The 25,427-nt window shown below is 70.5% G+C and carries 18 protein-coding genes; 12 read left to right on the top strand and 6 right to left on the bottom strand.

Annotation, left to right across the window (positions count from 1 at the left end):
- Positions 1-46 precede the first annotated feature (46 nt).
- Genes AC3IYJ_RS33530 through AC3IYJ_RS33520 form a run of 3 tightly spaced genes read left to right on the top strand, consistent with a single transcriptional unit; the run spans position 47 to position 4,417 of the window.
- Positions 47-1,909, top strand: a complete 1,863-nt coding sequence (locus AC3IYJ_RS33530; protein WP_489398253.1) for a S9 family peptidase — start codon at positions 47-49, stop codon at positions 1,907-1,909.
- Positions 1,903-3,126, top strand: a complete 1,224-nt coding sequence (locus AC3IYJ_RS33525) for a metal-dependent hydrolase family protein (protein WP_489398252.1) — start codon at positions 1,903-1,905, stop codon at positions 3,124-3,126. The genes AC3IYJ_RS33530 and AC3IYJ_RS33525 overlap by 7 nt, the downstream gene beginning before the upstream one ends.
- Before the next feature lie 52 nt (positions 3,127-3,178).
- Positions 3,179-4,417 carry an MFS transporter gene (locus tag AC3IYJ_RS33520; protein WP_489398251.1) on the top strand — a complete coding sequence of 413 codons (1,239 nt, stop codon included), beginning with the start codon at positions 3,179-3,181 and terminating at the stop codon, positions 4,415-4,417.
- Positions 4,418-4,642: 225 nt separating this feature from the next.
- Here AC3IYJ_RS33520 and AC3IYJ_RS33515 read toward each other — a convergent pair whose 3' ends face one another.
- The 3 genes from AC3IYJ_RS33515 to AC3IYJ_RS33505 all read right to left on the bottom strand — a co-directional run bounded on the left by AC3IYJ_RS33515 (position 4,643) and on the right by AC3IYJ_RS33505 (position 8,198).
- On the bottom strand, positions 4,643-5,431 hold the full coding sequence (locus tag AC3IYJ_RS33515; protein ID WP_489398250.1) for an MBL fold metallo-hydrolase: 789 nt from the start codon (positions 5,429-5,431) through the stop codon (positions 4,643-4,645).
- A gap of 132 nt (positions 5,432-5,563) precedes the next feature.
- Entirely contained in the window at positions 5,564-6,589 is a 1,026-nt protein-coding gene (gene speB, locus AC3IYJ_RS33510; protein WP_489398249.1) for an agmatinase, read from the bottom strand.
- 112 nt (positions 6,590-6,701) lie between these two features.
- Positions 6,702-8,198 (bottom strand): purine-cytosine permease family protein, encoded by a 1,497-nt coding sequence (locus AC3IYJ_RS33505; RefSeq protein WP_489398248.1) that lies wholly within the window; start codon positions 8,196-8,198, stop codon positions 6,702-6,704.
- Positions 8,199-8,271: 73 nt separating this feature from the next.
- On the opposite strand from AC3IYJ_RS33505, the gene AC3IYJ_RS33500 reads away from it, so the two are divergent.
- Both AC3IYJ_RS33500 and AC3IYJ_RS33495 read left to right on the top strand, forming a co-directional pair.
- The gene (locus AC3IYJ_RS33500; RefSeq protein ID WP_489398247.1) at positions 8,272-8,910 is read left to right on the top strand and encodes a TetR/AcrR family transcriptional regulator; all 639 of its coding nucleotides are present in this window, start codon (positions 8,272-8,274) and stop codon (positions 8,908-8,910) included.
- Between the two features lie 5 nt (positions 8,911-8,915).
- A complete protein-coding gene (locus AC3IYJ_RS33495) occupies positions 8,916-10,445 on the top strand; it encodes a PucR family transcriptional regulator (protein WP_489398246.1) in 1,530 nt (509 codons plus the stop codon).
- A 50-nt stretch (positions 10,446-10,495) separates the two neighbouring features.
- On the opposite strand, the gene gabT is transcribed toward AC3IYJ_RS33495, so the two are convergent.
- Complete coding sequence (gene gabT, locus AC3IYJ_RS33490) at positions 10,496-11,872, bottom strand: 4-aminobutyrate--2-oxoglutarate transaminase (protein ID WP_489398245.1); 1,377 nt, start codon at positions 11,870-11,872, stop codon at positions 10,496-10,498.
- A gap of 199 nt (positions 11,873-12,071) precedes the next feature.
- Between gabT and AC3IYJ_RS33485 the strand changes: the two genes are divergently transcribed.
- The 5 genes from AC3IYJ_RS33485 to AC3IYJ_RS33465 all read left to right on the top strand — a co-directional run bounded on the left by AC3IYJ_RS33485 (position 12,072) and on the right by AC3IYJ_RS33465 (position 18,823).
- The gene (locus tag AC3IYJ_RS33485) at positions 12,072-13,577 is read left to right on the top strand and encodes an aldehyde dehydrogenase family protein (RefSeq protein WP_489398244.1); all 1,506 of its coding nucleotides are present in this window, start codon (positions 12,072-12,074) and stop codon (positions 13,575-13,577) included.
- A complete protein-coding gene (locus AC3IYJ_RS33480; protein ID WP_489398243.1) occupies positions 13,574-14,725 on the top strand; it encodes a CaiB/BaiF CoA transferase family protein in 1,152 nt (383 codons plus the stop codon). Before AC3IYJ_RS33485 ends, AC3IYJ_RS33480 begins: the two co-directional genes overlap by 4 nt.
- 96 nt (positions 14,726-14,821) lie before the next feature.
- Complete coding sequence (locus AC3IYJ_RS33475; RefSeq protein ID WP_489398242.1) at positions 14,822-16,000, top strand: acyl-CoA dehydrogenase family protein; 1,179 nt, start codon at positions 14,822-14,824, stop codon at positions 15,998-16,000.
- Between the two features lie 96 nt (positions 16,001-16,096).
- A complete protein-coding gene (locus AC3IYJ_RS33470; protein ID WP_489398241.1) occupies positions 16,097-17,023 on the top strand; it encodes a 3-hydroxybutyryl-CoA dehydrogenase in 927 nt (308 codons plus the stop codon).
- 117 nt (positions 17,024-17,140) lie between these two features.
- A complete protein-coding gene (locus AC3IYJ_RS33465; RefSeq protein WP_489398240.1) occupies positions 17,141-18,823 on the top strand; it encodes an amidohydrolase in 1,683 nt (560 codons plus the stop codon).
- Positions 18,824-19,387: 564 nt separating this feature from the next.
- On the opposite strand, the gene AC3IYJ_RS33460 is transcribed toward AC3IYJ_RS33465, so the two are convergent.
- Both AC3IYJ_RS33460 and AC3IYJ_RS33455 read right to left on the bottom strand, forming a co-directional pair.
- Positions 19,388-21,790, bottom strand: coding sequence for a glycoside hydrolase family 95 protein (locus AC3IYJ_RS33460; RefSeq protein WP_489403015.1), 2,403 nt, complete (start codon positions 21,788-21,790; stop codon positions 19,388-19,390).
- A 61-nt stretch (positions 21,791-21,851) separates the two neighbouring features.
- Positions 21,852-22,877 (bottom strand): LacI family DNA-binding transcriptional regulator, encoded by a 1,026-nt coding sequence (locus tag AC3IYJ_RS33455; protein ID WP_489398239.1) that lies wholly within the window; start codon positions 22,875-22,877, stop codon positions 21,852-21,854.
- Positions 22,878-23,159: 282 nt separating this feature from the next.
- Between AC3IYJ_RS33455 and AC3IYJ_RS33450 the strand changes: the two genes are divergently transcribed.
- Together AC3IYJ_RS33450 and AC3IYJ_RS33445 are read left to right on the top strand one after the other, a co-directional pair.
- Positions 23,160-24,458, top strand: coding sequence for an ABC transporter substrate-binding protein (locus AC3IYJ_RS33450; protein WP_489398238.1), 1,299 nt, complete (start codon positions 23,160-23,162; stop codon positions 24,456-24,458).
- A gap of 3 nt (positions 24,459-24,461) precedes the next feature.
- Complete coding sequence (locus AC3IYJ_RS33445) at positions 24,462-25,427, top strand: carbohydrate ABC transporter permease (RefSeq protein ID WP_489398237.1); 966 nt, start codon at positions 24,462-24,464, stop codon at positions 25,425-25,427.

Genomic DNA, 25,427 nt, shown 5'->3' with positions numbered 1-25,427 from the left:
GTACACGCTCTCGTTTTGTACCACTGGAACATGAAGGGACGCCGCCTTGCCCAGCACTCCGACTTTCGTCCACAGCGCCGACCTCTCCCCGGACGGGCGGCGGGTGATCTGGGCCGCGCAATGGGCCGAGGGAACAGCCGACAGGGTTGAGCTGCGGCTCAGCAACGTCGGCGAGCCGGGGTTCCGTGCCTTCGGGCACGGCTCACGCGATACCGATCCCTCCTGGTCCCCCGACGGGCGGCGCGTGGCGTTCGTGTCCGACCGTGCCGGCCTGCCTCAACTCCACCTGCTGGATCCGGAATCCGGTGACGTGGTCAGGGTCGCCGAGACCGCCGTGGCCCAGGGGCCGGTGTGGAGTCCGGACGGCCACCGACTTGCCTGGACCGCCCCGCCGCAGCACCCTCCCCGTGACCCGGACGCGCCCTACCGCATCACGCGCGCCGCGCCCTGGGCGGACGGCCTCGGCCTGCTCGACGACGTCCTCACCGACATCTACGTGCTCGATCTGGAGACGGGCGAGGTACACCGGCTCACCGACGACGACCGGCTCAACCGCGACCCCGAATGGGGCCCCGACGGCATCACCTACGTGGCGAGCTTCCCGCCCGCCTCCACCCACCTCGCGGACCAGGTGAGGACGGTGACCCTCGACGGCCGGCTCACCGACTGCGGCCCGCCGGTGCCGGACATGGCAGTGGCCCGTCCGCTCGCGGACGGACGTGTCGTCCACGGCTCGACAGCCATGATCCACCCGGCGTCGGTGGGCGACCTGTGGATCACCGGCCCCGAAGGGTCACGCTGCCTGACCGAAGACCTGGGCCTCGACCTGCACGGAGCATTCCATACCGACGTGCCGAGCTCGCTGGGCGAGAGCCCTGTGGTGCTCGCGGACGCGACGCACGCGGTGGCTCGTGTACAACGTGGCGGCACCCTGGAGATCCACCGGTTCGCCCTCGACGGCCCCCCTCGGTCCACGCCCCTCGTCACCGGACCGCGCACGGCTCATCCGATCGCGCTGCGCGCCGGACTCCTTCTCCACACGAGCGCCACCGCCGCCTGCCCGCCGGACCTGTACGTGACGGACCTCGCCACACTCACCGAGACCCGGGTCACCTTCCTGGCCGCCGAGCCCGTTCACGCGGTGGAGGAGCTGGCCATGCGCTCGGCCGACGGGACGGGGATCGACGGCTGGTTCCTGCGCCCCGCCGGGGCCACCGCACCGTACCCGACCGTCCTCATGATCCACGGTGGCCCGAAACTGGCCTTCGGACAGACGTACAACGCCGATGCGCAGCACCTCGCGGACCACGGCTACGGCGTGCTCATGATCAACCCGCGCGGCTCGCGGGGGTACGGCCCCGAGTTCTCCTCCGCCACCCGCGGCGCCTGGGGAGAGAGCGACTTCCCCGACTTCATGGCGGCGGTGGACCACGCCGTCGACAAGGGCCTGGCCGACCCCGACCGGCTCGGCGTCTGCGGCCTGTCCTACGGCGGCTACATGACCTGCTGGATCGTCGGCCACACAGACCGCTTCCGGGCCGCGGTCGCGGAGAACCCGGCCACCAACCTGCACAGCCTGTACGGGACTTCGGACATCGGTGTCCCCTTGGTCGGCTCCGCAATGGGCGACTGTGCGCAGCGCCTCGCCGAGTGTTCCCCCCTGACCCACGCCCACCGCAGCGTCACTCCCACGCTGCTCATCCAGTCCGAACACGACCACCGCTGCCCGCCCGAACAGGCCCGCCAGTTCTACACCGCCCTCACCGCGGCCGGGTGCCCGACCGAGATGCTCGTTCTCCCCGGCGTCGGCCACAACGGGTCGATCTCCGGGCCCCCCGTCATCCGCGAGGCCCAGGACGAGGCACTGGTGGAGTGGATGGACCGCCACCTCGGGCAGCGCACGTGCTGACGCTCGCCGGGGCGACCCTGATCGACGGAACCGGACGCGATCCGGTCGAGAACGCGCACGTCGTGATCGACGGCACGCGCATCCAGGACCGTTCTCCGTCCGGACGGACGCTGGATCTGACCGGCCTGACCCTCCTGCCGGGGCTCATCGACGCCCACGTGCACCTCTTCGGCGCGGGACACTCCCCGGACGATGTCGCCGGGGGCAGGATCTCCACCGCCGAGGTCGCGGCCGGCATGTTCCGCGCCGCCGAGCAGGCGCTGCACTCCGGGTTCACCACGCTGCGCGACTGCGGGGGCGCGGATGGGGGCCTCGTACGCGCCGTCAGCGCCGGCCTCGTACCGGGGCCGCGCCTGCTCGTGGCCGGACCGGTCCTGGTTCAGACCGGCGGCCACGGTCACTTCGGCTCGCCGTTCGGCGGCGACGACGCCTGGGCCGTGCCGGGGCTCGGACAGCTCAGCCTGGTGTGCGACGGCCCGGATCAGGTCAGACGGGCCGCCAGGACGGCCTTCCGCCGCGGTGCGGACTTCCTCAAGATGTGCGTCACCGGCGGCGTCCTCTCCCAGTCGGACTCCCTGAGCGACACCCAGTTCACCCACCAGGAGATCCGGGCGGCCGTCCGGGAAGCAGACGCCCGAGGCACGTACGTCACCGTGCACGCCCACAACAGCGAGGGCGTCCGGGCGGCGGTCCTGGCAGGGGCGCGCTGCGTGGAGCACGGGAGCTTCCTCGACGAGGAGACCTGCTCTCTGATGGCCCGCCACCGCACCGCCCTGATACCGACGCTGACCGCGGTCCGGCTGCTGGCCGAGGACGCCGGGAGGATCGGCATCTCCCCGGACATCGCCGCGCGGGCGGACGGGATGGAGGCCGCGATGGCGGAATCCCTGTGCAGAGCGGCAGCGGCCGGGGTCCTGATCGGCTCCGGATCGGACCTGTTCGGCGGCGCCCCGCGACGCCACGGACTGGAACTGGCGCTCAAGGCGGCCATCATCGGGCCCATGGCGGCCATCACCTCCGCCACCTCCGTCAATGCCCGCATCCTCGGCATCGACCAGCTGCTGGGAACCGTCCAGCCGGGCAAGACCGCCGACCTCATCGCGATCGACGGCGACCCGCTCGCCGATCCCGGCCTCTTCGACGACCCCTCCCGCGTCGTGCTGGTCGTCAAGGACGGCCGCATCGTCAAGGACACCCAGCACCTCCTCACCCCTTGACCACCACGAGCTCCCCGCACACCCGAGGCCCCACAGAAAGCCGTACACCACCATGACAACGACCGTCGAACGCCTCAGACAGCCCGGACTCGGCCGTGGAGCACTGTCGAGCTACGCGCTGACCATGGCCAGCCTGTCCGTGTGCTTCGGAGCCCCGTCCGGGGTACTGATCGCCATCCAGGCCGCCAATCTGGCACCGAACGACAAGGTCCAGGTCTTCGGACTGATCAGCGCCGTCTCCGCGCTGGCGGGCGCCATCGTCACTCCCATCGGCGGGGCCCTGTCCGACCGAACCCGCTCCCGGTTCGGCAAGCGTGCCCCCTGGATCGCGGCGACGACGCTCCTCGGCCTGCTCGGCATGGCGGGATCCGGCGCGGCACGCTCCGTGCCCGTGCTGCTGATCGTCTGGAGCGCGACCAGCATGGTGCTCAGCCTGCTCCAGACCGTACTCACTCCGCTCATAGCCGACCGCGTGCCCGTCGAACAACGCGGCAGGGCCTCCGCGTACCAGGGCGTCGCCTGGCTGGTGGGCAACCCCCTCGGCATGGCCATCGCAAGCCAGTTCACCCTGTCCGTACTCACCGGCTACGTGCTGTTCGGCGCCGCGCTCACCGTGGCCGCGCTGCTGTTCCTGGTGGTCGCACCCGAGCCTTCCAGCCTCGACGAACCACGCGTCCCCTTCACCCTGCGCCACCTGCGCGACATGTATTGGATCAGTCCGCGGCAACACCCGGACTTCGCCTGGGCCTTCACCGCACGGGCCCTGTTCCACCTCGGGTACGGAGGCCCGCTCTACTTCCTGCTCTACCTCCTCCAGGACTACGTCCACTACCCCGGCGACCCCGCCGAGGGCGTAGCGATCCTGGCACTCCTGAGCGCCGTTCCCCCGCTGGTGGCCGGGCCCCTGACGGGATGGCTGACGGATCGCACCAGCCGACGGAAGCCCTACGTCATCGGCTCCACGGCACTGATGTGCGCCGGCGCGGCCGTGCCGCTGATCTGGCCCACCTGGTCGGGGCTCATCGTCTTCCTCGTCCTGCAGACCTTCGGCTTCGGCTCCTACTATGCGTCCGACGGTGTGCTGATGACCCTCGTACTCCCCCACGCGGACGACTCCGGCAAGACCATGGGCCTCTTCCTCCTCTCCGGCAGCGCCGCCCTGGCCGTCTCCCCCTTCTACGCCGCACTGGTGGTGTCGCACCTCGGCGGATACCCGGCCCTGTTCATCAGCTCGATGGTGATCCTCGTCCTCGCGGCCCTCGCCATCCTGCCGATCCGAGCGGTGCGGTAGAAACCAGGGCCTGCCCGAAGGGCAGCCCTGCAGTCGCAGATCCCGGTCAGGGTCCGGTGGGAGACCCTTACCGGGATCCTGTGATGTGCGCCCACTGAGGGAAGCCGACGGATGAGCACGGCTCGACGGGCTGCGGGAGCCCGCGGGAAGGCGGCGGACGGCATCGAGGCAGATCGGGAATCCGCTCCGCGCACTCAGCCGGTGGAACAGCATGCGGCGTTCAGTTCAGCCGTCCTCAGGAACGGGTTCAGTGGTGAGGTACGCGTCGATGAGCGTGTGCATGCGTTCGCTGTGGAACGACCCGTCGTGGCCGGCATGGACGGTGCGCACGGGCAGGTCGCGTAGACGAAGCATGGTGCGCCGGTAGTCGGCCCGGTCCGCCCCGTTGATGGTGTCGAGGAGTTCGTCGTCGTACAGGACGTCGCCGGAGAACAGGGTGCCGTCACGCTGGTCGAACAGGGCGACGCTGCCGGGGCTGTGACCGGGTAGGTGGAGCACGGTGAAGCTGCGGTCCCCCAGGTCGACGGTGTCGCCCTCGTGCAGTTCTCGGGTGACCCGCGCCGGGCGGAGCCGGTAGTGGTCGAGGTCGTACTCGGCGTGCGGGCGTGCGCTGATGAGCAGTTCGGGCAGGGGCGGCCCGCCGGACTTCTGGCGCAGGCCAAGCGTTCGGGAAAGGACTTCGCCGTTCAGGGTTCCGGGCGCCGGCGCCTGCAACCGTTCCAGGGGGTGGGCCCACACCTCGGGGAACTCATGGGCGCCCCCCATGTGGTCGAGGTGAGCATGCGTCACCACCAGGACCGGGTCGCGTTCGAACAGCTCGGGAAAGGCGTCGCGCAGTGGGGCGACCCCCAACCCGGCGTCGACGAGCAGGTCTCGGTCGCGGCCCCTGACGTGCCAGATGTTGGCCTGCAACAGGGGGTCGACGTGGGGTTCGGTGATGCGGGTGAGACTGTCGTCGATCTCGGTGGCACGGAACCAGGTGGCGGCGACGGGTAGGGGTTGCTTGGCGGGCATGGTCGGAAGCCTCCACGGCCGGTCAGGTGCGATGCGCGGCGGCGGGGGCGGGAGCGCCTGGTCATCCCGGTCGGCAGCCCCGTGGAACGCACCGAGCGCACCCGCTCGCCCCGCCGACGCGGCCCAGTAGGTCTATGCGGGGTGGATGCGGTCCGCCAGCAGGGGCTGGCGGGGGTCCCAGGTGGCGCCGTCCGCCTGGTCGCGGCGGCGGCGTGCGATGCCCGACAGGGCCTCCAGGACGACGCGGTTGGCCAGGAAGGAGGTGATCTCGGCGTGGTCGTGGGGCGGTGAGACCTCGACGACGTCGATTCCGACGACCGGCAGCTCGTAGGCGATGCGCCGCACCGAGTCCAGGAGTTCACGGGCACTCAGCCCGCCGGGCTCCGGCGTCCCGGTGCCCGGGGCGTGGCCGGGGTCGCAGACATCGATGTCCACCGAGAGGAAGACCCCGTCGCAGTCGTCGGTGGCGATGGTGAAGGCCTCACTGAGGCACTCGGGCAGGCCGCGGGCGGTGATCTCGGTCATCTCGTAGGAGCGCATGCCCTGCTCGGCCATCCAGCCAAGGGTCTCGGGCCCGGGCCAGTAGCCGCGCAGGCCGACCTGGAGGAAGCGGTCGCCGCGCAGGGCGCCGGACTCGATCAGCCGGCGCATGGGCTGGCCGTGGCCTACGAGGGAGCCGAACTCGATGTCGCCGGTGTCGGCGTGGGCATCGAAGTGGATCATCGATACCCGTCCGGCGCCCAAGTGCTGGGCCACGCCTGCGGCGTCGGGCCAGGCGATGGTGTGATCACCGCCCAGGATCAGCGGGATGGCGCCGGTGGATGCCACCGCGTGGACGGCCACCTGTAGGTCGCGCACGGAGCGCTCCGCATCCCCGGAGTACATCTCCACGTCCCCGGCGTCGTAGACGCGCAGATCTTTCAGTGCGTCCACGCGCATGGCGAGGGAGGGCCGGGAGCCGTCGTGAGGCAGGTAGCAGGTCTGGCGGATGTACTGGGGGCCGAAGCGGGTGCCGGGGCGGTGGGTGGTACCGCCGTCGAACGGCGCACCCAGGATCACCACGTCGGCGTCGGCGTAGCTGGACGCGTCGGCCCAGTCGCACTTGTCGACGCCGAGGAAGGTGATGTCGGGGCCGAACTGCGCGCCGTATCGGGTCATGGGTGGTGCCTTTCCATCATGAGTGGTGTGTGCAGGGGGTACTGGGGTGGAGTGGCTCGGTGGCGGGCGTGCCGTTGCGGCGGGGCAGGGCCATGGTTCGGTGGTCAGGTCATCACCCCGCCGCCGTTGCGGGCGGTGCCGCTTCGGCGCCTTCGTGGCCGTCGGCAGCCGGGCGGGTGTGGCTCCGCCGGGCGAGAGTGGCGGCGGCGTAGACGGCTGCGGCGACGAGGGGGCCGGCCAGGCTGGACAGGTCCGCCCCGCTCAGCGCGGTGGCCAGTGGGCCGACCAGGACCGGTGTGTTCACACAGAGCAGCGCGGCCGCGGTGCCGAGGAGCTGTGCGCTGACGCCGGCCCAGTTGATGCCGTGTGCGTACCAGTACGGGCTGCCCGGCCTCTCGTCGTGCAGGTGCAGACCGTTGTACCGGTTGCGGCGCAGCAGGATGTCGGTTGCGTAGAGAGCGACGCTGGGACCGAGCAGGGCCACCGAGAGGGTGAGGATGTTGCCGAGGGTGTCCAGGAAGTTGGAGATGAACAGGGCGTAGAGGGTCAGGGCGACGGCGGTGACGCCGTCGAAGAAGACGGTGGCGGACCGCTTCCAGGGGATGCCGACAGCCTGCAGGCCCAGCCCGGAACTGTAGGCGGTCAGGACGTTGTTGGTGATCGAGCCGATGACGACGGCGAGCAGGAAAACCGGGTAGAACCACCCGGGCAGGATGGCCTTCAGGGAGACCTGCGGGTCCGTCATGTCGACGGCCGTGCCCGCCAGCACCCCGATCGCGCTGAGCAGGACCGAGGGCAGGAACCCGCCGAGGGCGGTCCAGCCGGCGACAGCGCGTGGAGAGGTGGTGGGCGGCAGATAGCGGGCGTAGTCGGCGCCGACGCCCCAGGACAGCGGACCCGAGGCGATGATGGTGAACCCCGCCAGTGCCGCCGCCCACAGCGCCGTACCGTGGGGCGCCGTGGGGGGCACGTAGTGCAGGTCGGCGTGGGCGACGACGCAGACCGCGAGGATCGCGACGCACACGCCCAGCACGAGGGTGAAGCCGGTGCTCAGGCGCACGATCGTGGCGTGCCCGTACACGCTGATGGTGAGCGTGACCACGGCGGTGACCAGGACGATCGCCAGCTTCACCGCGGTGTTCACGTGCCCGCCGACTTCCTCGACCAGGGCGAACCCGGCCAGGACTCCGACGGAGAGGTTGATCGCCTCGTAGGCGACGGCGATCCCCCAGCCGATGACCGCCGCGTTGGCCCGGTTGCCGCGGATGCCGAACATGGCCCGCATCACGATGCTGCTGGGGGTACCGGAGCTGGGGCCGCTGACCGCGAGCAGGCCCACCAGCACCCAGAACATGTTCCCGGCCAGCACCACAGCCATGGCCTGCCATGGGTCCAGGCCCATCAGGATCAGTGCGCCGCCGACCACGATGTACAGGTACGAGATGTTGGAGGCCGTCCACACGGCGAACAGTTCCCGGGCCCGGCCGTGGCGCTCCGCCTCGGGGATGAAGTCGATGCCGTGGACCTCGACCCGGCCGGCCTGGTCGGTGGCGTGCTCGGGGCGCGGTCTGTGTGAGTCGCTGCCGTCTGAGGGGGGTGCGGATGTCATCGAGGACTCCTGAACAGCTTATTGGTGGTACTCCCAATTGCTTGTTGGCGGCAGAGTCAATACGCTCCGGGGCATGACGTCAATCCCTCGACCGGCACCGAAGCGCAAACCCGCGGGGGAACGCCGCGCCGAGATCGTGGCCGCCGCCAGCCGCATCGCCCTGGACGAGGGGCTGGAAAGCGTCACGCTCGCCCGCGTCGCCGAGGCACTGGGCGTCGTACCCGGCCTGGTCAGCCACTACTTCCGGGCCGTGGACGAGTTGGTCGCCACCGCGTTCTCCGATGCCGCAGCAGGCGAACGCGAGGAGGTGTTCGCCGCCGTCGAGAAACTCCCCGACGACCCGACGGCCCGGATGCGCGGCCTGCTGGATCTGCTGGCCGGGGAGGATCGCGACGAGGTCAGCCTGCTGTGGCTGGACGCCTGGCAGGCCGGACGGCGCCGCGCGGGTCTGCGCGAGGAGGTCGCTCGCCAGATGGCCGCCTGGAGGGGCCGTCTGGCTGCGCTGATCCAGGAGGGCGTCGTCAGCGGGGACTTCCGCACGGATGACGCTGCCGTGGCTTCCGCGCGCATCCTGACGATGATCGACGGGCTCAGCGTGCAGGCCGCGCTACGGGCCACGGAGATCGACTACACGGGCGTCCGCGAGATCGTGCTGGGCACCGCCGAACGCGAACTGGGGCTGCCCCAGGGACTGCTCCACCCGGAGGGGTGACCGGAATGGGCGTACCCGTGCGCTGGTTGGTCGGACGGCGTGAACTCGGCCTGCGCGTACTGGCCGGCCGGGACGGGTTGGACCGCGACGTGGCGTGGGCACACAGCATCGAACTCGCCGATCCCGTCCCCTGGCTCAGCGGCGGCGAACTCCTGCTCACCACCGGGTTGCGGCTTCCCGCGACGGCTGGATCCCGCAAGGACTACGTTCGTCTCCTGGCCGGAGCCGGTGTGGCCGCGGTCGGCTTCGGGACCGGCCTGTCGCACGAGCGGGTGCCGTCGGCAGTGATCGAGGCGGCCGAGGAGGCAGGACTACCGCTCCTGGAAGTACCGCTGCCGACGCCGTTCCTGGCGATCACCAAGGCCGTGATGGAGCACCTGGCCGAGCTCCAGTACGAGGGGGTGGTCCAGGCGTCCCGGATCCAGCCCCGGATGACCCGCGCCGCACTGCACGGCGGCGCGCAGGCCCTGGTCAGGGAGTTGGCCGTCTCCACACGGACCGGCGTACTGCTGTTGGACGACGGCGGTACGGTGCGCGCCGCGCATCCCCCGGGCGCAGCGGGCCCCGATCCGGCCGTACTCGCCGCGCTACGGCCCGGGGACCAGGCGGCGTCGGCCGTCAGTACCAGCCCGGACGGCGTGGTGGCCGTCCAACAGGTCAGAGTGGGCCCCCGTGCCCATGGCCGGCTCGTGCTGGTGAGCGACCGGCCGCTGTCCCCCGTCGATCACCTCCTGCTCGGCCACGCGGCCTCACTGGTCGCCCTGGAGGCGGAGAAGCCGCTGCGGCTGCGCGACGAGCAGCACCGCGTCAACGGCCTGTTCCTCCGCATGGTCCTGGACGGGACGCTCACCGCGCCGGTCGCCCGTGACCATCTGACCGAGGCCGGATTCCCGGTGGGCGACGGGATACGCGTGCTGGTCCTGTGCGGCGGCAGCCCGCGCCGTGTACTGGAGGCGGCGGGCGGCCAGTTGGCCGACCGCGGCGTGCCGGTCTTCGCCACCGTCCGCGAGGAGTGCGCTGTACTGCTGCTGCCGGGGAGCCGTACGGAGACGGCCCGGGCGCTGGCGGACGCTGCGTCCGAGGGGGCGCGGGTGCACTCGTGGGCCGGACTGAGCGCCGCACACGAGCTGACCGAGGGCGCGACAGCGCTACGCGAGGCGATGAACGCCGCCGCCGTCGCCCGGGCCCGGGGTGGGTCCGAGCTGGTCGCCTTCGAGTCGCTGGCAGGTCAGGTGCTGGTGACGACACCCGAGAGCAGAGCCGTGCTGGAGCGGCTCTCCGGTGCCAGGCTGGGGCCGCTGGCCGCGTACGACCAGGAGAACGGTACGGAGCTCCTGGCCTCGCTGCGCGCGTTTCTGGAGCATCACGGCCAGTGGGAGGCCGCCTCGGCGGGCCTGGGCGTGCACCGGCACACGCTGCGCAGCCGGATGGAGCGGGTCCAGTCCCTGCTCGGCACCGATCTCGACTCCGCACACGTACGCGCCGAACTCCTGCTCACGCTGGCCGTATGGCCGGGAACGGTGCGCCCGGACTGAGGGGATCAACGCCGGGCACACCGTGGGGCTCAGACACGGCGTGGGCGGCGTCAGGCGGTCGCGGCCGTTTCCTCGGCGATGGCGGAGGCGAGGATGGCCAGGCCTTCTTCCAGGAGGTCGTCCGGGATCGACAACGGCGGCAGGAAGCGGAGCACGTTGCCGTAGCTGCCGGCGGTCAGTACGAGCAGGCCCGCGGCGTGACAGCGCCTGGCGATCCGGGCCGCCAGTTCCGGATCGGGAGCGCGGTCGCCGCCGGCCTCGACGAGTTCGACGGCGGTCATCGCGCCCCGGCCGCGTACCTCCCCGATCACGGGGTGGGCGACGCGGAGCTTGTCGAGGCTCTCCAGCATGACGTCGCCGATCTCCAGGGCGCGGTCGAGCAGGTCGTGTGCCTCGATCTCCTCGAACACGCCGAGCGCCGCCTCGCAGGCCACCGGGTTGCCACTGTAGGTGCCGCCGAGTCCGCCTGCCGGGACCGCGTCCATCAGCTCGGCACGCCCGGTGACCGCGCCCAGCGGCAGTCCTCCGCCGAGGCCCTTGGCGGTGACCAGGAGGTCCGGCTCGATTCCCTCGTACTCGCAGGCGAACATCCGGCCGGTGCGCGCGATGCCGATCTGCACCTCGTCGGCGATCAGCAGGATTCCGCGGGCCCGGCAGATCGCCGCCACCTGGGCGAGGAATCCGGGAGCGGGCACGATGAACCCGCCTTCGCCCTGGATCGGCTCCACCACCACCGCGGCCACGTTCTCCGCCCCGACCTGCCGGTCCAGCAGGTCCGCGAGAGCCTCCGCGGCCTCGTCGGCGCAGTGCTCGGGACCGGAGGGCCAGCGGTACGGGTAGGCCATGGGGGCCCGGTAGACCTCGGGCGCGAAGGGTCCGAAGCCCTGCTTGTAGGGCCGGCTCTTGGCGGTCAGGGTCATCGTGAGCAGGGTGCGGCCGTGGAAGGCGTGGTCGAAGACCACGACGGCGGGGCGGCCGGTGGCCGCCCGGGCGATCTTGACCGCGTTCTCCACCGCCTCGGCACCGGAGTTGACCAGGACGGTGCGCTTCTCGCCGGGCACCGGGGCCAGCTGGTTGAGCTTCTCGCACACGTCCAGGTAGGACTCGTACGGGGTGACCAGGAAGCAGGTGTGGGTGAAGCGGCTCAGCTGCGCGGACGCGAGCTCGACCACGAAACGTGCGGAGTTGCCCACCGTCGTCACCGCGATGCCGCTGCCGAAGTCGATGAAGGAGTTGCCGTCCACGTCGACCACCACCCCTCCGCCGGCCACCTCCACGAAGACCGGCAGTGCGGCGGTGACACCGGCCGGGACCAGGCCGCGCTGACGGGCCAGCAGTTTCCGCGAACGCGGCCCCGGGATCTCGGTGACGATCCGGCGCACTTGCGCGATACCCGGTCCGCCGGACGGTCGAACAGCATCAGACATGAGACGTCCTCGGGGATGTAGGGGAGATGGGACGCCGAGCCAACACCGCCGCGTTCAACGGGACCATCGACGGATCGGCGTGCCGACGACGTCAAGTGCGGGACATCTCGTCCACTGCGCGGGCCCGTGCGGCGTGACCACAATGTCGGCCTCCCCCACCCGACGTGTCCCCTCGCGGAACATGCCGAAAGGAAGCCCGATGCAGCACTACCCAGGCAGCACCACGGCCGCGAGCGGCATCCGGCCGGCACGGGAACTGCGTCACCTGGTGGCCGGCCAGTGGCGCCGCGGTGAGGGCGCCGAGCTCGTCGACGTCAATCCGGCACGTCCCCAGGAGACGGTGGCGACCGGAAGGCTGGCCGGCAACCACGACCTGGACCAGGCCGTCACGGCGGCACGGGAAGCCTTCCCCCGCTGGGCGGCGACCCCGCACCATTCCCGTGGCCGGATCCTGTCCCGCGCCGCCGACTTCATCGAGGTCCGGGCAGAGCAGTGGGGAGAGGAACTGGCCTGGGAGGAGGGCAAGATCCGGGCCGAGGCCGTCGGCGAGGTGCGGCGAGCCGCGGAGATCTTCCGCTACTACGCGAGCGAGGCCTCCCGTCCCGTCGGTGAGGTCTTCGCCTCCCCGCGGCCCGGCGAGCAGATCCAGGTGACCCACCGGCCGGTCGGGGTGGTGGCCGTGGTGACGCCGTTCAACTTCCCCATCGCGATCCCGGCTTGGAAGATCGCACCGGCTCTCAGCTACGGCAACACTGTTGTGTGGAAGCCCGCAAGTGCCGTGCCGCTGCTGGCCGTCCGCCTGGCCGAGGCACTGGTCGAGGCCGAACTGCCGGAGGGCGTGCTCTCGCTGCTCATCGGGGACGGTGGTCTCGGCGGGCGGCTGGTGGAGCACCCGGGAGTCGACGCGGTCACCTTCACCGGTTCGACCTCGGTGGGGCGCAGGCTGATCGCCGCCTGCGGTGGCATCGCGCGGCCCGTCCAGACCGAGATGGGCGGCAAGAACGCGGCGGCGGTCCTCGCCGGAGCCGACCTGGAACTGGCCGCGAGGGAGGTGCTGGCCGGCGCCTTCGCCTCGACCGGCCAGAAGTGCACCGCCACCTCCCGGCTCATCGTGGCCGAACCGATCGCCGACGCGTTCTTGGACCTGCTCGTCCAGCGGGTCGCAGCCTTGCGGGTGGGCGACCCCCTCCGCGAGGGTGTGCAGATGGGGCCGGTGATCTCGCTCCAGGCCCGGGACGAGATCCAGCACGCCGTCGACGCCGCCACCACCCGCCCCGGAGTCGACGTCCTCACCGGGGGCCTGCCCTACGACGACGACCGCAGCAAGGGGGCCTTCATGCCACCCGCCGTGGTCGAGCTCACCGGGGACGACCCGCTGTGGCGCGAGGAGCTGTTCGGCCCCGTCCTGGCCGTCCGCCGGGCCCGCGACGACCGCGAGGCACTGGACCTGGTCAACGACAGCTCCTTCGGACTGTCCGCCGCCGTCTTCACCGACGACCTGCGCGCCGTGACCGCCGCCATGGAGCAGCTGGACGTCGGCGTCCTGCACATCAACTCGGAGACCGCCGGCGCCGATCCGCACGTCCCATTCGGCGGCTCGAAGCAGAGCGGGTACGGCCCGAAGGAGCAGGGCCGCGCTGCCCGCGAGTTCTTCACCACCACCAAGACCGTCTACCTCCGCAGCTCCCGGGTGGTCACCCAGTGAACGACGCCGTCCGGCTGCCGCTGTCCGGCGTCCTGGTCGCCGACTTCGGCCGCGTCCTGGCCGCCCCGTACGCCACGATGCTCCTCGCCGACCTGGGCGCGGACGTGGTCAAGGTCGAGCAGCCCGGCGTGGGGGACGATACCCGCGCCTGGGGCCCGCCCCGGGCCCAGGGCGAGGCCACCTACTTCCTGTCCGTCAACCGCAACAAGCGCTCCTTCGCCGCCGACCTGCGCGAGGAGACGAGCCGCCGACGAGCGGTGGAGCTGGTCCGCCGTGCGGACGTGGTGTTCGAGAACTTCCGGCCGGGCACCATGGCCAGGCACACGCTCTCCTACGAGCAGGCACGCGCGCTCAATCCCGGCATCGTCTACTGCTCGGTGACCGGCTTCGGCCCCGGCAAGGGCGCCGCGCTTCCCGGGTACGACCTGCTGGTACAGGCGGTGGGCGGGCTGATGAGCGTGACCGGACCCGAACCCGGCACACCGGTCAAGACGGGCGTGGCCCTGGTGGACGTGCTCACCGGCCTGCACGCCGCGATCGGCGTCCTGGCCGCGCTGCGTCACCGCGACGCGACCGGTGAGGGACAGCACGTCGAGGTCAACCTGCTGTCCTGCCTGCTGTCCAGCCTGGTCAACCAGGCGGGGGGCTACACCCTGGCCGGTGTGGTGCCGGGCATCCTCGGCAACCGGCACCCCTCCATCGCACCGTACGAGGTGTTCTCCACCGCGGACCGGCCGATCGTGGTCGCCGTCGGTACCGACCGGCAGTTCGCCGCCCTGTGTGAAGGTCTGGAAGCCCCGGGGCTCGCCGCCGACTCCCGGTTCACCACCAACACCGACCGGGTCGCACACGTCGACGAACTCGCCGAGCAGCTCGCCCGACGGCTCGAACTCCGCACCGCCGGCGACTGGTTCGACATCCTCACGCCGCTGAGCGTGCCCTGTGGGCCGGTGAACGACCTCGCCGAAGCCTTCGAGCTCGCTGAGGGCCTGGGGCTCGCCCCGCGCGCGACGATCACCGACGGCGGGCCGCCGATGGACCTCGTAGCCAACCCCATCGGGCTCTCCCGCACCCCGCCCCGCTATGAGCGGCGCCCGCCCCGACTGGGCGAACACACCCGGGAGATCCAGGAATGGCTGGACTCGTGAACCACGAGCCCTGACCCGCCCCTGCCCGTCCCGACCGACCCCGACCGACACCGCCCGACACCGCCCGACACCGACAAAACCTCACCGGAGCACACGATGAACGGCGCCAAGCCGATCAAGGACCCCCTCGACCTGCTGGACATCTCCTCCGTCGTCACCGACGAGGAGCGCGAGATCCAGGCCACCGTCGCCAAGTTCCTCGCGGACCGGGTGCGCCCTCACATCGGCGAGTGGTTCGAGAACGCCCATTTCGCGCGTGAACTCGCCCCCGAACTCGGCAAGCTCGGCGTACTGGGCATGCATCTGGAGGGCTACGGCTGTGCCGGGGTCAGTGCCGTCGGCTATGGCCTGGCCTGCCTCGAACTCGAAGCGGCCGACTCCGGTTTCCGCAGCTTCGTGTCCGTCCAGGGCTCACTTTCCATGTACTCGATCTGGAAGTGGGGATCGGAGGCACAGAAGCAGGAGTGGCTGCCCCGACTCGCCGCCGGCGAGGCGATCGGCTGCTTCGGACTGACCGAACCGGACTTCGGCAGCGACCCGGCCGGCATGCGCACCAAGGCCGTCCGCGACGGCGGCGACTGGATCCTGAACGGCTCGAAGATGTGGATCACCAACGGTGGTATAGCCGACGTGGCCACGGTCTGGGCCCAGACCGAAGAGGGCGTGCGCGGCTTCCTCGTACCGCGTGGCACTCCTGGCTTCACGACCCAGGACATCAAGCACAAGATGTCCCTGCGCGCCTCGATCACCTCCGAGCTGCACTTCGACCAGGTGCGCCTGCCCGACTCCGCCCGCCTCCCCGAGGCCAAGGGCCTGAGCGGCCCGCTGTCCTGCCTCAACGAAGCCCGCTTCGGGATCCTCTTCGGCGCGGTCGGCGCCGCCCGCGACTCCCTGCAGACCGCCATCGACTACGCCGGCACACGGGTCCAGTTCGGCAAGCCGATCAGCGGCTTCCAGCTCACCCAGAAGAAGCTCGTCGACATGACCCTGTCCCTGGGCAACGCCGCCCTGCTCGCCCTGCACCTGGGCCGGCTCAAGGACCAGGGCCGGATCCGCCCCGAGCAGGTCAGCGTCGGCAAACTCAACAACGTCCGCGAGGCCCTGGCCATCGCCCGCGAGTGCCGCACCGTGCTCGGCGCCAACGGCATCTCCCTCGAATACTCACCACTGCGCCACGCCAACAACCTCGAATCGGTCCTCACCTACGAGGGCACCAGCGAGATCCATACCCTCGCCATCGGCCATGCCCTCACCGGCCACCCCGCCTACCGCTGAACCGCCGCCACCGCCGAGCCCCGGCTCCGGGCGCGCCACAGGGGGCGTCCGGAGCAGGCACCGACCGACCCCGAGCCGTATCTGGAGACATGTTCCATGACCCCGTCCAGTACCAGCGTCCATTCGGCTGCTCCGCTGTACGGGAGCGCACCTGTGGACGTACGCCGTGTCGGTATTGTCGGGGCAGGACTCATGGGGAGCGGTATCGCCGAGGTCTGCGCCCGAGCGGGACTCGACGTACTCATCCGGGAGGTCGGGCCGCAGGCCGTCGATTCGGGCCGCCACAGGATCACCGCCTCCCTGGACCGTGCTGTCCGCAAGGGCAAGCTCTCGGAGCAGGACCGCGACGACACCCTCGCTCGGCTGCGCTTCACCACGGACCTGGCCGACCTTGCCGAACACGACGCGGTGATCGAGGCGGTGGGCGAGGACGAACAGATGAAGACCGAGGTGTTCACCGCGCTGGACAGGATCCTCACCCGGCCGGACGCGATCCTCGCCTCCAACACCTCCTCCATTCCCATCATGAAACTCGCCATGGCCACCCAACGGCCCAAGCAGGTCATCGGCATCCACTTCTTCAACCCGGTGCCGGTACTCAAACTGGTGGAACTGGTCCCGTCCCTGCTCACCAGCGCCGACACCCACACGCGCACGGTGGACTTCGTCACCCGGACTCTCGGCAAGCAGGTGGTGGCCTCGCAGGACCGGGCCGGCTTCGTCGTCAACGCACTGCTGGTCCCCTACCTGCTCGCCGCGATCCGGATACTGGAGTCGGGCTTCGCCTCCGCCGACGACATCGACACCGCCATGGTCCTGGGCTGCGCCCACCCCATGGGCCCACTGCGCCTGGCCGACCTGATCGGCCTGGACACTCTCAAGGCCATCGCCGACTCCATGTACCAGGAGTTCAAGGAGCCGCTCTACTCCGCGCCACCCCTCCTGCTGCGCATGGTGGACGCGGGGTTCCTCGGCACCAAAGCGGGGCGCGGGTTCCACGACCAGGCCGCAGCCCTGAAGTGACCTCACCACCCTGAAAATCCCCCTCGAGCAGAGCGCCGAGGACCGTGAGTCGCCAGCGCTTCATCCGCCTCGGCAGCCCACCCTGCCGTTCACACCGCTACGTTGAAGGAACGTCCGATGCCGAGCACCAGTTCGTTCGCTGACACCGTCTTCCTGGGGGGACAGGTCTTCACCAGTACCTCCGAGGCCCCGATCGATGCCGCGGTCGCGGTCCGGGACGGCCGCATTCTCCAGGTGTCCGACGAGGCGTCCGCGCGAGCCCTAGTGGGGCCGGACACCGAGATCGTCGACCTCGCTGACGGCCTGCTCGTACCCGGCTTCCACGACGCCCACATCCACGCGGTCTTCGCCGGCACCCAGATGCTGCGCTGCGACCTGTCCGCACAGCGCTCCGTGGACGGCTGCCTGGCAACCATCGCCGACTACGCCAAGACCCACCCCCACGCGGACTGGATCATCGGCGGCGGCTGGTCCATGGACGTCTTCCCCAACGGAAGGCCGACCCGCGCCATGCTCGACGCGCTGGTGCCGGACCGACCTGTACTGCTGACCGCAAGCGACTGCCACAGCTCATGGGTCAACTCCCTGGCGCTGCGCATCGCGGGCATCGACCGCGACACCCCCGAGCCTGCCGATGGCCGCATCGACCGCGAACCCGACGGCAGCCCGTCCGGCACCCTCGTGGAGGGCGCGATGAACCTGGTCGGCGACCATGCCCCGGCCGCCACGACCGACGAGGCATACAACGGACTGCTCGCGGCCCAGCATCACCTGCTCTCCCTCGGCGTGACCAGCTGGCAGGACGCCATGATCGGAGCCTTCCCAGGCAACCCCGACAACTTCGACATCTACGTGCGCGCGGCCCGGGAGGGTTCACTGCAGGCGAGGGTCGTCGGCGCCCTGTGGTGGGACCGTGAGCGCGGCCTCGAACAGATCCCCGGCTTGGAGGAGCGCCGCCACACCGGACAGGTGGGCCGCTTCAACGCCACCACCGTGAAGATCATGCAGGACGGCATCGCCGAGAATTTCACCGCCGGCCTACTGGAGCCCTACCTCGACCACTGTGGCTGCCCCACCGCGAACACCGGGCTCAGCATGATCGATCCCAAGGCGCTGACCGAGGCAGTGCGCGCACTCGACGGGTCCGGCTTCCAGATCCACTTCCACTCGCTCGGCGACCGCGCCGTCCGCGAAGTCCTCGACGCGCTGGCCGCCGCCCGCGAGGCCAACGGCACCAACGACAATCGCCACCACATGGCGCACCTGCAGATCGTCCACCCCGACGACGTCAGCCGCTTCGCGAACCTGGGCGTGGCCGCCAACATCCAGGCGCTGTGGGCCGCGCACGAACCCGCTCTGGACGACCTCACGATCCCCTACCTCGGACCCGAACGCTCCGCACTGCTGTACCCGTTCGGCGATCTGCACCGCGTCGGAACCCGACTGGTCGCGGGGAGCGACTGGCCGGTCACCAGTCCCAACCCCCTGTGGGGCATCCACGTCGCCGTCAACCGCACCGTGCCCCGCGACGCCCCCAACGCGCCGACCGACCACGTACCGCTTGAACCGTTCCACCCGGAGCAGGCACTGACCCTCGCCCAGGCCCTCACCGCCTACACCGCCGGCAGCGCCTGGGCGAACCACCTCGACGACGTCACCGGCACGATCGAGCCAGGCAAGTACGCAGACCTCGTCGTCCTTGACACCAACCCCTTCGCACAACCCGTCCAAGAGATCAGCGCGACCCGGGTACGCCGGACCTACATCGAGGGGCGCCTCGTCCACGATGCAGACGCCTGAAGAGCCTGTCCTCACCCCAGGCAAACCGAGCGCACTCGCTGAAGTGGCCGCACGGCACTCGCATCGCATCGCATCGCAACAGGGCATCGATACCGTGGCCAGCGCGACAAGCGACGCTGCCTGAGCTCTGCGGCACAGCGCGACCCACTGCTCGGTACAACGCGTTGTACCGAGCAGCGTCAGGCTCCAATCGCCCCTGCGACCCAGTAAGCAGGACGCCACCAGAGCTGACGAGCTGCCACCAAAGTCAGCATTGGTCCTGGCAAAGCTGAACCCAGCCGGTCATACCTGGGAAACACCGAGCGCCCGGAGAGGGCCTCCCGCAGCCTCCCGTCGCGTAACCAGAACACCGCGCCCCCTCCGCTCCACCCGCCACGAGCCGCGAGTGCTGATAATTCGCCGAACACTCTGGGTACTTCCCGTGTAGGCCTGCCTCAACTCATTCCGGATCGTCGACGGTCAGCGAACCGTCGGCATTGCCCTCTGCCTCGGCATTGTGGCGTGCGAGGCCACCACCCACATCACGATGTGTCTGCTGGGGAGGAGCGGGGCAGCTGCGGGTTCTCAGGGAGTCGTGGACAGCCGATAGGTCTCGCCCGGGTCCATCGTGAAGGCGAGGCGCAGGGCGGTGGGCGTTCGTATCGACTCGGTGGCGAGGGCTCGGCCGTTGTGGTCGGTCACCGTGAGGTCGGGGGTGCCTGGTGGCAGCAGGACGCTGAGGGGCTGGGCATGGGTGGCGTGCACGGTTGCCTCGGTGAGGTGGCCCTCGTCCCAGCGGAGGTCGACTGTGACACCGCCGCGGGCGCGAAGGCCCTTGACGTGGCCGGTGGGCCAGGCCTGAGGCAGGGCGGGCAGGAGGCGCAGGATGCCGTTGTGGCTCTGCAGCAGCATTTCGGCGATCGCCGCGGTGGTGCCGAAGTTCCCGTCGATCTGGAACAGGTCCGGCGGGTGCAGGCCGAACAGGTTGGGGGCGGTGAAGTCGGCCAGCGTCCCGCGGACGCTGTGGTGGGCCAGGTCGGCGTCGCCCAGGCGTGCCGCGAGGGCGGCGACCCAGGCGCGACTCCAGCCGGTTGATCCGCCGCCGTGTTCAAGGCGGCGGGCCAGGGCCAGCCGTGCCGCCTCGGTGAGGGCCGGGTCGGAGAGCGGGTCGATCGCGTTGCCGGGGTACAGCCCGTAGAGGTGGGACAGGTGCCGGTGGCCGGGGTCCTCCTCGGGGAGGTCCTCCCACCATTCCAGCAGCCGTCCCGCCTCGTCGGTCCGCGGGGGACGCAGCCGGGAGCGGGCCGCTTCGAGGGCTTCGGCGAGATCGTGGTCGACTCCGAGCCGGCGGGCCGCCTCGGAAGTGTTCGCGAGCAGTTCGGCGGCCAGCCAGTGGTCCATGGTGGTCGCTGCGGATACGGCGGCGAGGGTGCCGTCCGGCAGCCGGAAGTGGTGCTCCGGGGAGGTCGAGGGGCAAGTTACCAGGTGGCCGTCCTGGTCCTCGGTGAGGAAGTCCAGCAGGAACAGGGCGGCTCCGCGCATCAGCGGGTAGGCCCGTGCGGCCAGGAAGGCGAGGTCGCCGTCGAAAAGGTAGCGGTCCCAGAGATGTGCGCAGAGCCAGACTCCGGCCATCGGCCAGTTGGCCCAGACCGGGGAGCCGGAGACCGGGTTGGCCGAGCGCCACACGTCGACGTTGTGGTGGACGGCCCATCCGCCGGTTCCGTAGTAGGTGGCGGCCGTGTGCGCATCCGTCTCCGCGAGGTCCGCGGTCAGGTCGAAGAGGGGCTCGTGGCAGGCGGCGAGACCGGTGGTCTCGGCTGGCCAGTAGTTCATCTGCAGGTTGATGTTGGTGGTCCAGTTGGAGTTCCAGGGCGGGGCGACCTCCGTGTTCCAGATGCCCTGCAGGTTCGCGGGTTGGGTGCCCGGGCGCGACGAGGCGATCAACAGGTAGCGGCCGTAGGCGAACAGAAGGGCCGTCAGCCCGGGGTCATCGCCGCCGGCGCGGACCGCGGCCAGCCGTTCGTCGGTGGGGAGGTCGGCGGTCGACAGGTCGCGGCCGAGGCGGAGCGTCGCGGTGCGGAACAGGCGCTGGTGGTCGGTGACATGGTCGTCGAGCAGCCGCTCGTACGGCTGGGTGGCGGCCACTGCCAGGAGCTTCCCGACCTCGTCGAGCGGTCCGTCGTCGGGGCCGGCGGGGCGTTCGGTGTGCCCGCGGTATCCGGTCTCGGCGGCGACCAGGAGGATCACCTCGTCCGCACCGGTGACCGTCACCGCGTCCTGTGCCCGCTCAACCCGTCCGCCGCTCGTCACCACGCGGAGCCCCGCCGCGAAGCCCATGCCCTCATCGGGGGCGTAGCGCGCGGCGTCCTCCTCGCCGAAGGCGACGTGCGCGGGCGCCCGTCCCGAGACGAGCAGGGAGTCGTCCCGGTCGCCGCCGTCGTGCGTGGCGCCGGGGTGCGGTGTGCCGAAGCGTGCGGTGAGGTCGATCCGCCCGGGCTGCGACGAGGAGATCCGGGTGACGAGCACTCCGGCGGGAGCCGAGACGAAGGACTCGCGCAGGATGTCTGCCTCGCCGATCCGGTAGGAGACGCGATGGACGGACGTGTCCAGGTCCAGCGAGCGTACGTAGTCCTCCGGCCTGCTGCCTCCGAAAGCCAGGTGGAGCGTGGCGAGGGGCTGGTACGCCTGCGAGTACGGGCCTTGCATGTGTGCGGCGGCAATCTTCTCCGCGCGGGCGTAGTCACGGTCGTCGAGGACCGCGGCGCGCAGGGACGGCAGGTGCTCGGCCGATCCGGCCCGGTCATGCGGGCCGGGGCCGCCGGACCACAACGTGTCGGCATTGAGATCGACGGTCTCCCCTGCACCGTCCCGGCCCGCGCCGCCGTGGAACATAGCGCCGAGGCGCCCGTTGCCCAAGGGCAGGGCCTCGAGGAAGGAGGAGGCCGGCCGGCGGTACCACAGGCGGTCCGGCGTCAGGGCGCGGTCCATCGACAACTGAGGTTTCCTTTCGAGGAATTGAGAGTGCGAGCGCCCGCGGGTGCGCGGCGGATCAGACGTCGCGGTCGACGGTCGGCGTACCGCCGACCGGACCGGTGCTGTCCCGTACGACCAGCTGGGGCCGCAGCAGTTGCAGCGAGTTGGTCTGGGTGCCCGACTTGGTGACGGCGCGCAGCAGCAGCTCCATCGCCTGCCGGGCCATCTCCCGCTTGGGGATGGCCACGGTGGTGAGTGCCGGTCGCGCGAGCTTGACTTCCGGGTTGTCGTCGTGGCCGACGACCGACAGGTCCTGGGGGACGGAGAGGCCGGCCTCCCGGGCAGCCTCCAGGGCGCCGAGGGCGAGGATGTCATGGGTGGCGAAGATCGCGGTCGGACGGGCGTCGGCCGTGAGCGCCATGTTCGCCGCCGCGAAACCGCCCGCGAACGTCGGCTCCGATGCCATGTGGACGGCACCGTCGGGGACGGTCAGACCGTGTGCGGCGAACGCTCGCCGGAATCCCGCCACGCGGGCGGCATGGGCGGGACTGGCCAGCACGGCGACGCGCTCGTGGCCGAGTTCGTACAGGTGGCGCCCGGCGAGGTAGCCGGCACCCTCGTAGTCGATGGTCACTACGGGGAGCGCGTCCGGAACCTCGGTCTCCCATGCGCAGAGCACCACCGGGAAGCGGGCATCGGCCAGCAGCGGCAGGTGGTCGATCAGGTCGCGGTCCCCCGCGATCAGCAGCGCGTCCACCGAGCGGCTGGTCAGACTGGCCAGATGCCGCCGGGCACGCTCGCCGTCGAGGCGGGTGGTGCACAGCAGCAGGTGGTAGCCGTGCTCCTCCAGGACGTCCTCGGCCTCCTCGACGATCTCGGAGTAGAAGGATCCCGACACGGTCGGAACGAAGAGGCCCACCGTCTTGGTGGCGCCGGTGGCCAGGGAGCGCGCGACCAAGTTGGGCGTGTAGCCCAGTTCCTCGATAGCGGCGCGTACCCGGGCCGCGGTCGCCGGGCGTACGGCCACCCGGCCGCTGACGACGTTGGAGACGGTCTGCTTCGTGACGCCGGCGCGTTCGGCCACGTCCTGCATCGTCACCATGGGGGATCCCTTGCGTTTTACCGGTCAACCAGAACCCTTGAAAACTAACCCCGGCGCGGAGCCCCGTCAAGGATCAGTCACTCCCTGTAGAACCCCCGTTTCCATCAAGTCCCGCTCATAGACGGCACCTGTTATCCAACTTTCCTGAAGAAATGTTTGCGCCACCGTCTTGTTTTACCGGTCAAGAGACCCGTACCGTCCCAACCATGCCAGCGGGGTCCGTCGTACGGACCTTCGCTGATGACACGTCTGCGCGGTCTCGCGCCATCGAGAGGAACTTCCATGGGTAGACCCACCATGTCCGCCGCCCGCATCGTGGGAGCCGCCACGGCGGTCGCCCTCGTCTTCGGCATGACCGCGTGCGGCAGCGGCTCGGACGGCGATTCGAAGGCGTCGGGAAGCTTCACCTACTGGTCGATGTGGCGCGCCGACGAACCGCAGGCCAAGGTCCTCAAGGCCGCGATCGACGACTTCACCGCCTCCACCGGTATCAAGGTCACCGTCGACTGGGCCGGGCGCGACGTCTCGAAGAAGATCGGCCCGGCGATCGCCGCGAACCAGGCGCCGGACCTGTGGGACCAGGCCAACGACGCGATCTTCGGCGCCACGGCCTCGGCCGGCCAGGCCCTGGACCTCTCCCCCGTGCTCGACATGCAGGTCCCGGGCGAGAACGTGCCGGTCTCCAAGGTCGTCCCGGCCAAGTACTTCGACATGCTGCCGAAGGACCCGTCGGGCTCGAACCACTACGTCATCCCCTACGAGGTCGCCTCCACGGGCCTGTACTACAACGCGGCCGACCCGGACCTCGCCGCAGCCATGCCGAGCGCCCCCGCCGACTGGGCGGGCCTGCTCAAGGTCTGCGACGCGCTGAAGGCCAAGGCCAAGCCGTGCATCGCCTCCGAGGGCGAGGACCCCTGGACCAACGGTCTGTACCTCGACTACCTGCTCAGCGCGGGCGGCGTCGACGTGAGCAAGCTCGCCGCGGACAAGTCGGGTGCCGCATGGGACGCCCCGGCCGTGCTGGCGGCGGCCCAGCAGGTGGAGCAGCTGGTCAAGGGCGGCTACATCACCCCCGGTTACGACGCGACGAAGTACCCGGCGCAGGAGACCAACTGGGCGGGCGGCAAGGCCGCGTTCTACATGAACGGCAGCTGGGTCACCTCCGAGGTCGCCAAGCAGATCCCGCCGACCTGGAAGTTCGCGTCGATGCTGCCGCCCGGGGCGAAGAGCCCGGACGCCGCGCTGTTCGGCTTCTCCGTCCCGAAGCGGGCCAAGCAGGCGGACTCGGCGCAGAAGTTCATCGCCTTCTTCATGCAGAAGAAGCACATGTCCGGGATCGCAACCACCGCAGGGAACATCACCCCGCGCGAGGACATCCCGGCCCCCGCCGAGCTGGCCGACGCGCAGAAGGCGCTGAGCAGCCCGACCGTCCGACTGGCCTTCGACGGTGTCGCCGGCGAGTGGTTGCCGAAGGTCCTGAACGAGAACTACCTGGACCTGTGGCACGGCAAGACCACCGCCGCCGCGTTCGTCGCGAAGTGCAAGGCCGACCAGGTCTCGTACTGGAAGACCCAGGGCTGAGCCTTGTCCACCACGATCCAGGAGAGTCCCCGGACGAGCCCCGTCCGGGGGCCCGTCCCCGGCGCCACCCGTCGCGGCCCAGGCCCGCACGAGCGTCAGCAGCGGCGGCTGTTCTGGCCGTTCACCGCCCCCGCGCTCATCGTGTACGCCGTGCTCTTCCTCGCTCCGGTCGGGTACGCGATGTGGACCAGCCTCTTCAAGTGGGACGGCATGGGGCCGATGCAGTGGCGCGGCCTGCGCAACTACGAGCTGCTGTTCCAGGATCCGTTCTTCCGGACGTCGCTGGTCAACACCCTGGAGCTGATGTTCGTCGGCGGGTCGGTCACCTTCGCGATCAGCTTCGCGCTGACCCTCGTCCTGCGGGAGATGCGGGCCCGGCTGTTCGCAAGGTCCGCGCTCTTCTTCCCCTGCCTGGTCAACGGGATGGTCTTCGGCATCGCCGCCGGTTTCCTCTTCTCGCCGACCGGGCCGGTCAACAAGGCGCTGCAATTCCTCGGGGTCACCGCTCCACCGAAGTGGCTGTCGACGGACAACCTCCTCCCGATGGTCCTCGGGACGCTGGTGTGGACGGCGACCGGCTACTACACGTCGATCATCATGGCCTCCGTCGACCAGATCCCCGCTTACCTCTACGAGGCGGCGGAGCTCGACGGGGCCAATGCCTTCCAGCGGTTCCGCCACGTCACCCTGCCGCTGGCCTGGGACGTCATCTCGGTCTGCGCGGTCCTCTGGACGGTCAGCTCCGTGAAGGTCTTCGAGCTGATCCTGCTGTTCGGCGGGAGCAGCAGCTCCTATCCGCCGGCGAGCAGCTGGAACACCGCCCTCTACGTGTACGTACAGGCGTTCCCCCAGGCCACCACGCCGAGGCTGGGGGTCGCCACGGCCGCCGCGGTCACCAGCCTGCTGATGGTCACCGTGGTGACGCTGATCCTGCGCCGGCTGATGCGCCGCGAGCCCCTCGAGTACTGA

The sequence above is a fragment of the Streptomyces sp. GL_140 genome (assembly GCF_057834465.1).
This window is presented reverse-complemented; position numbering and strand designations above follow the sequence as displayed.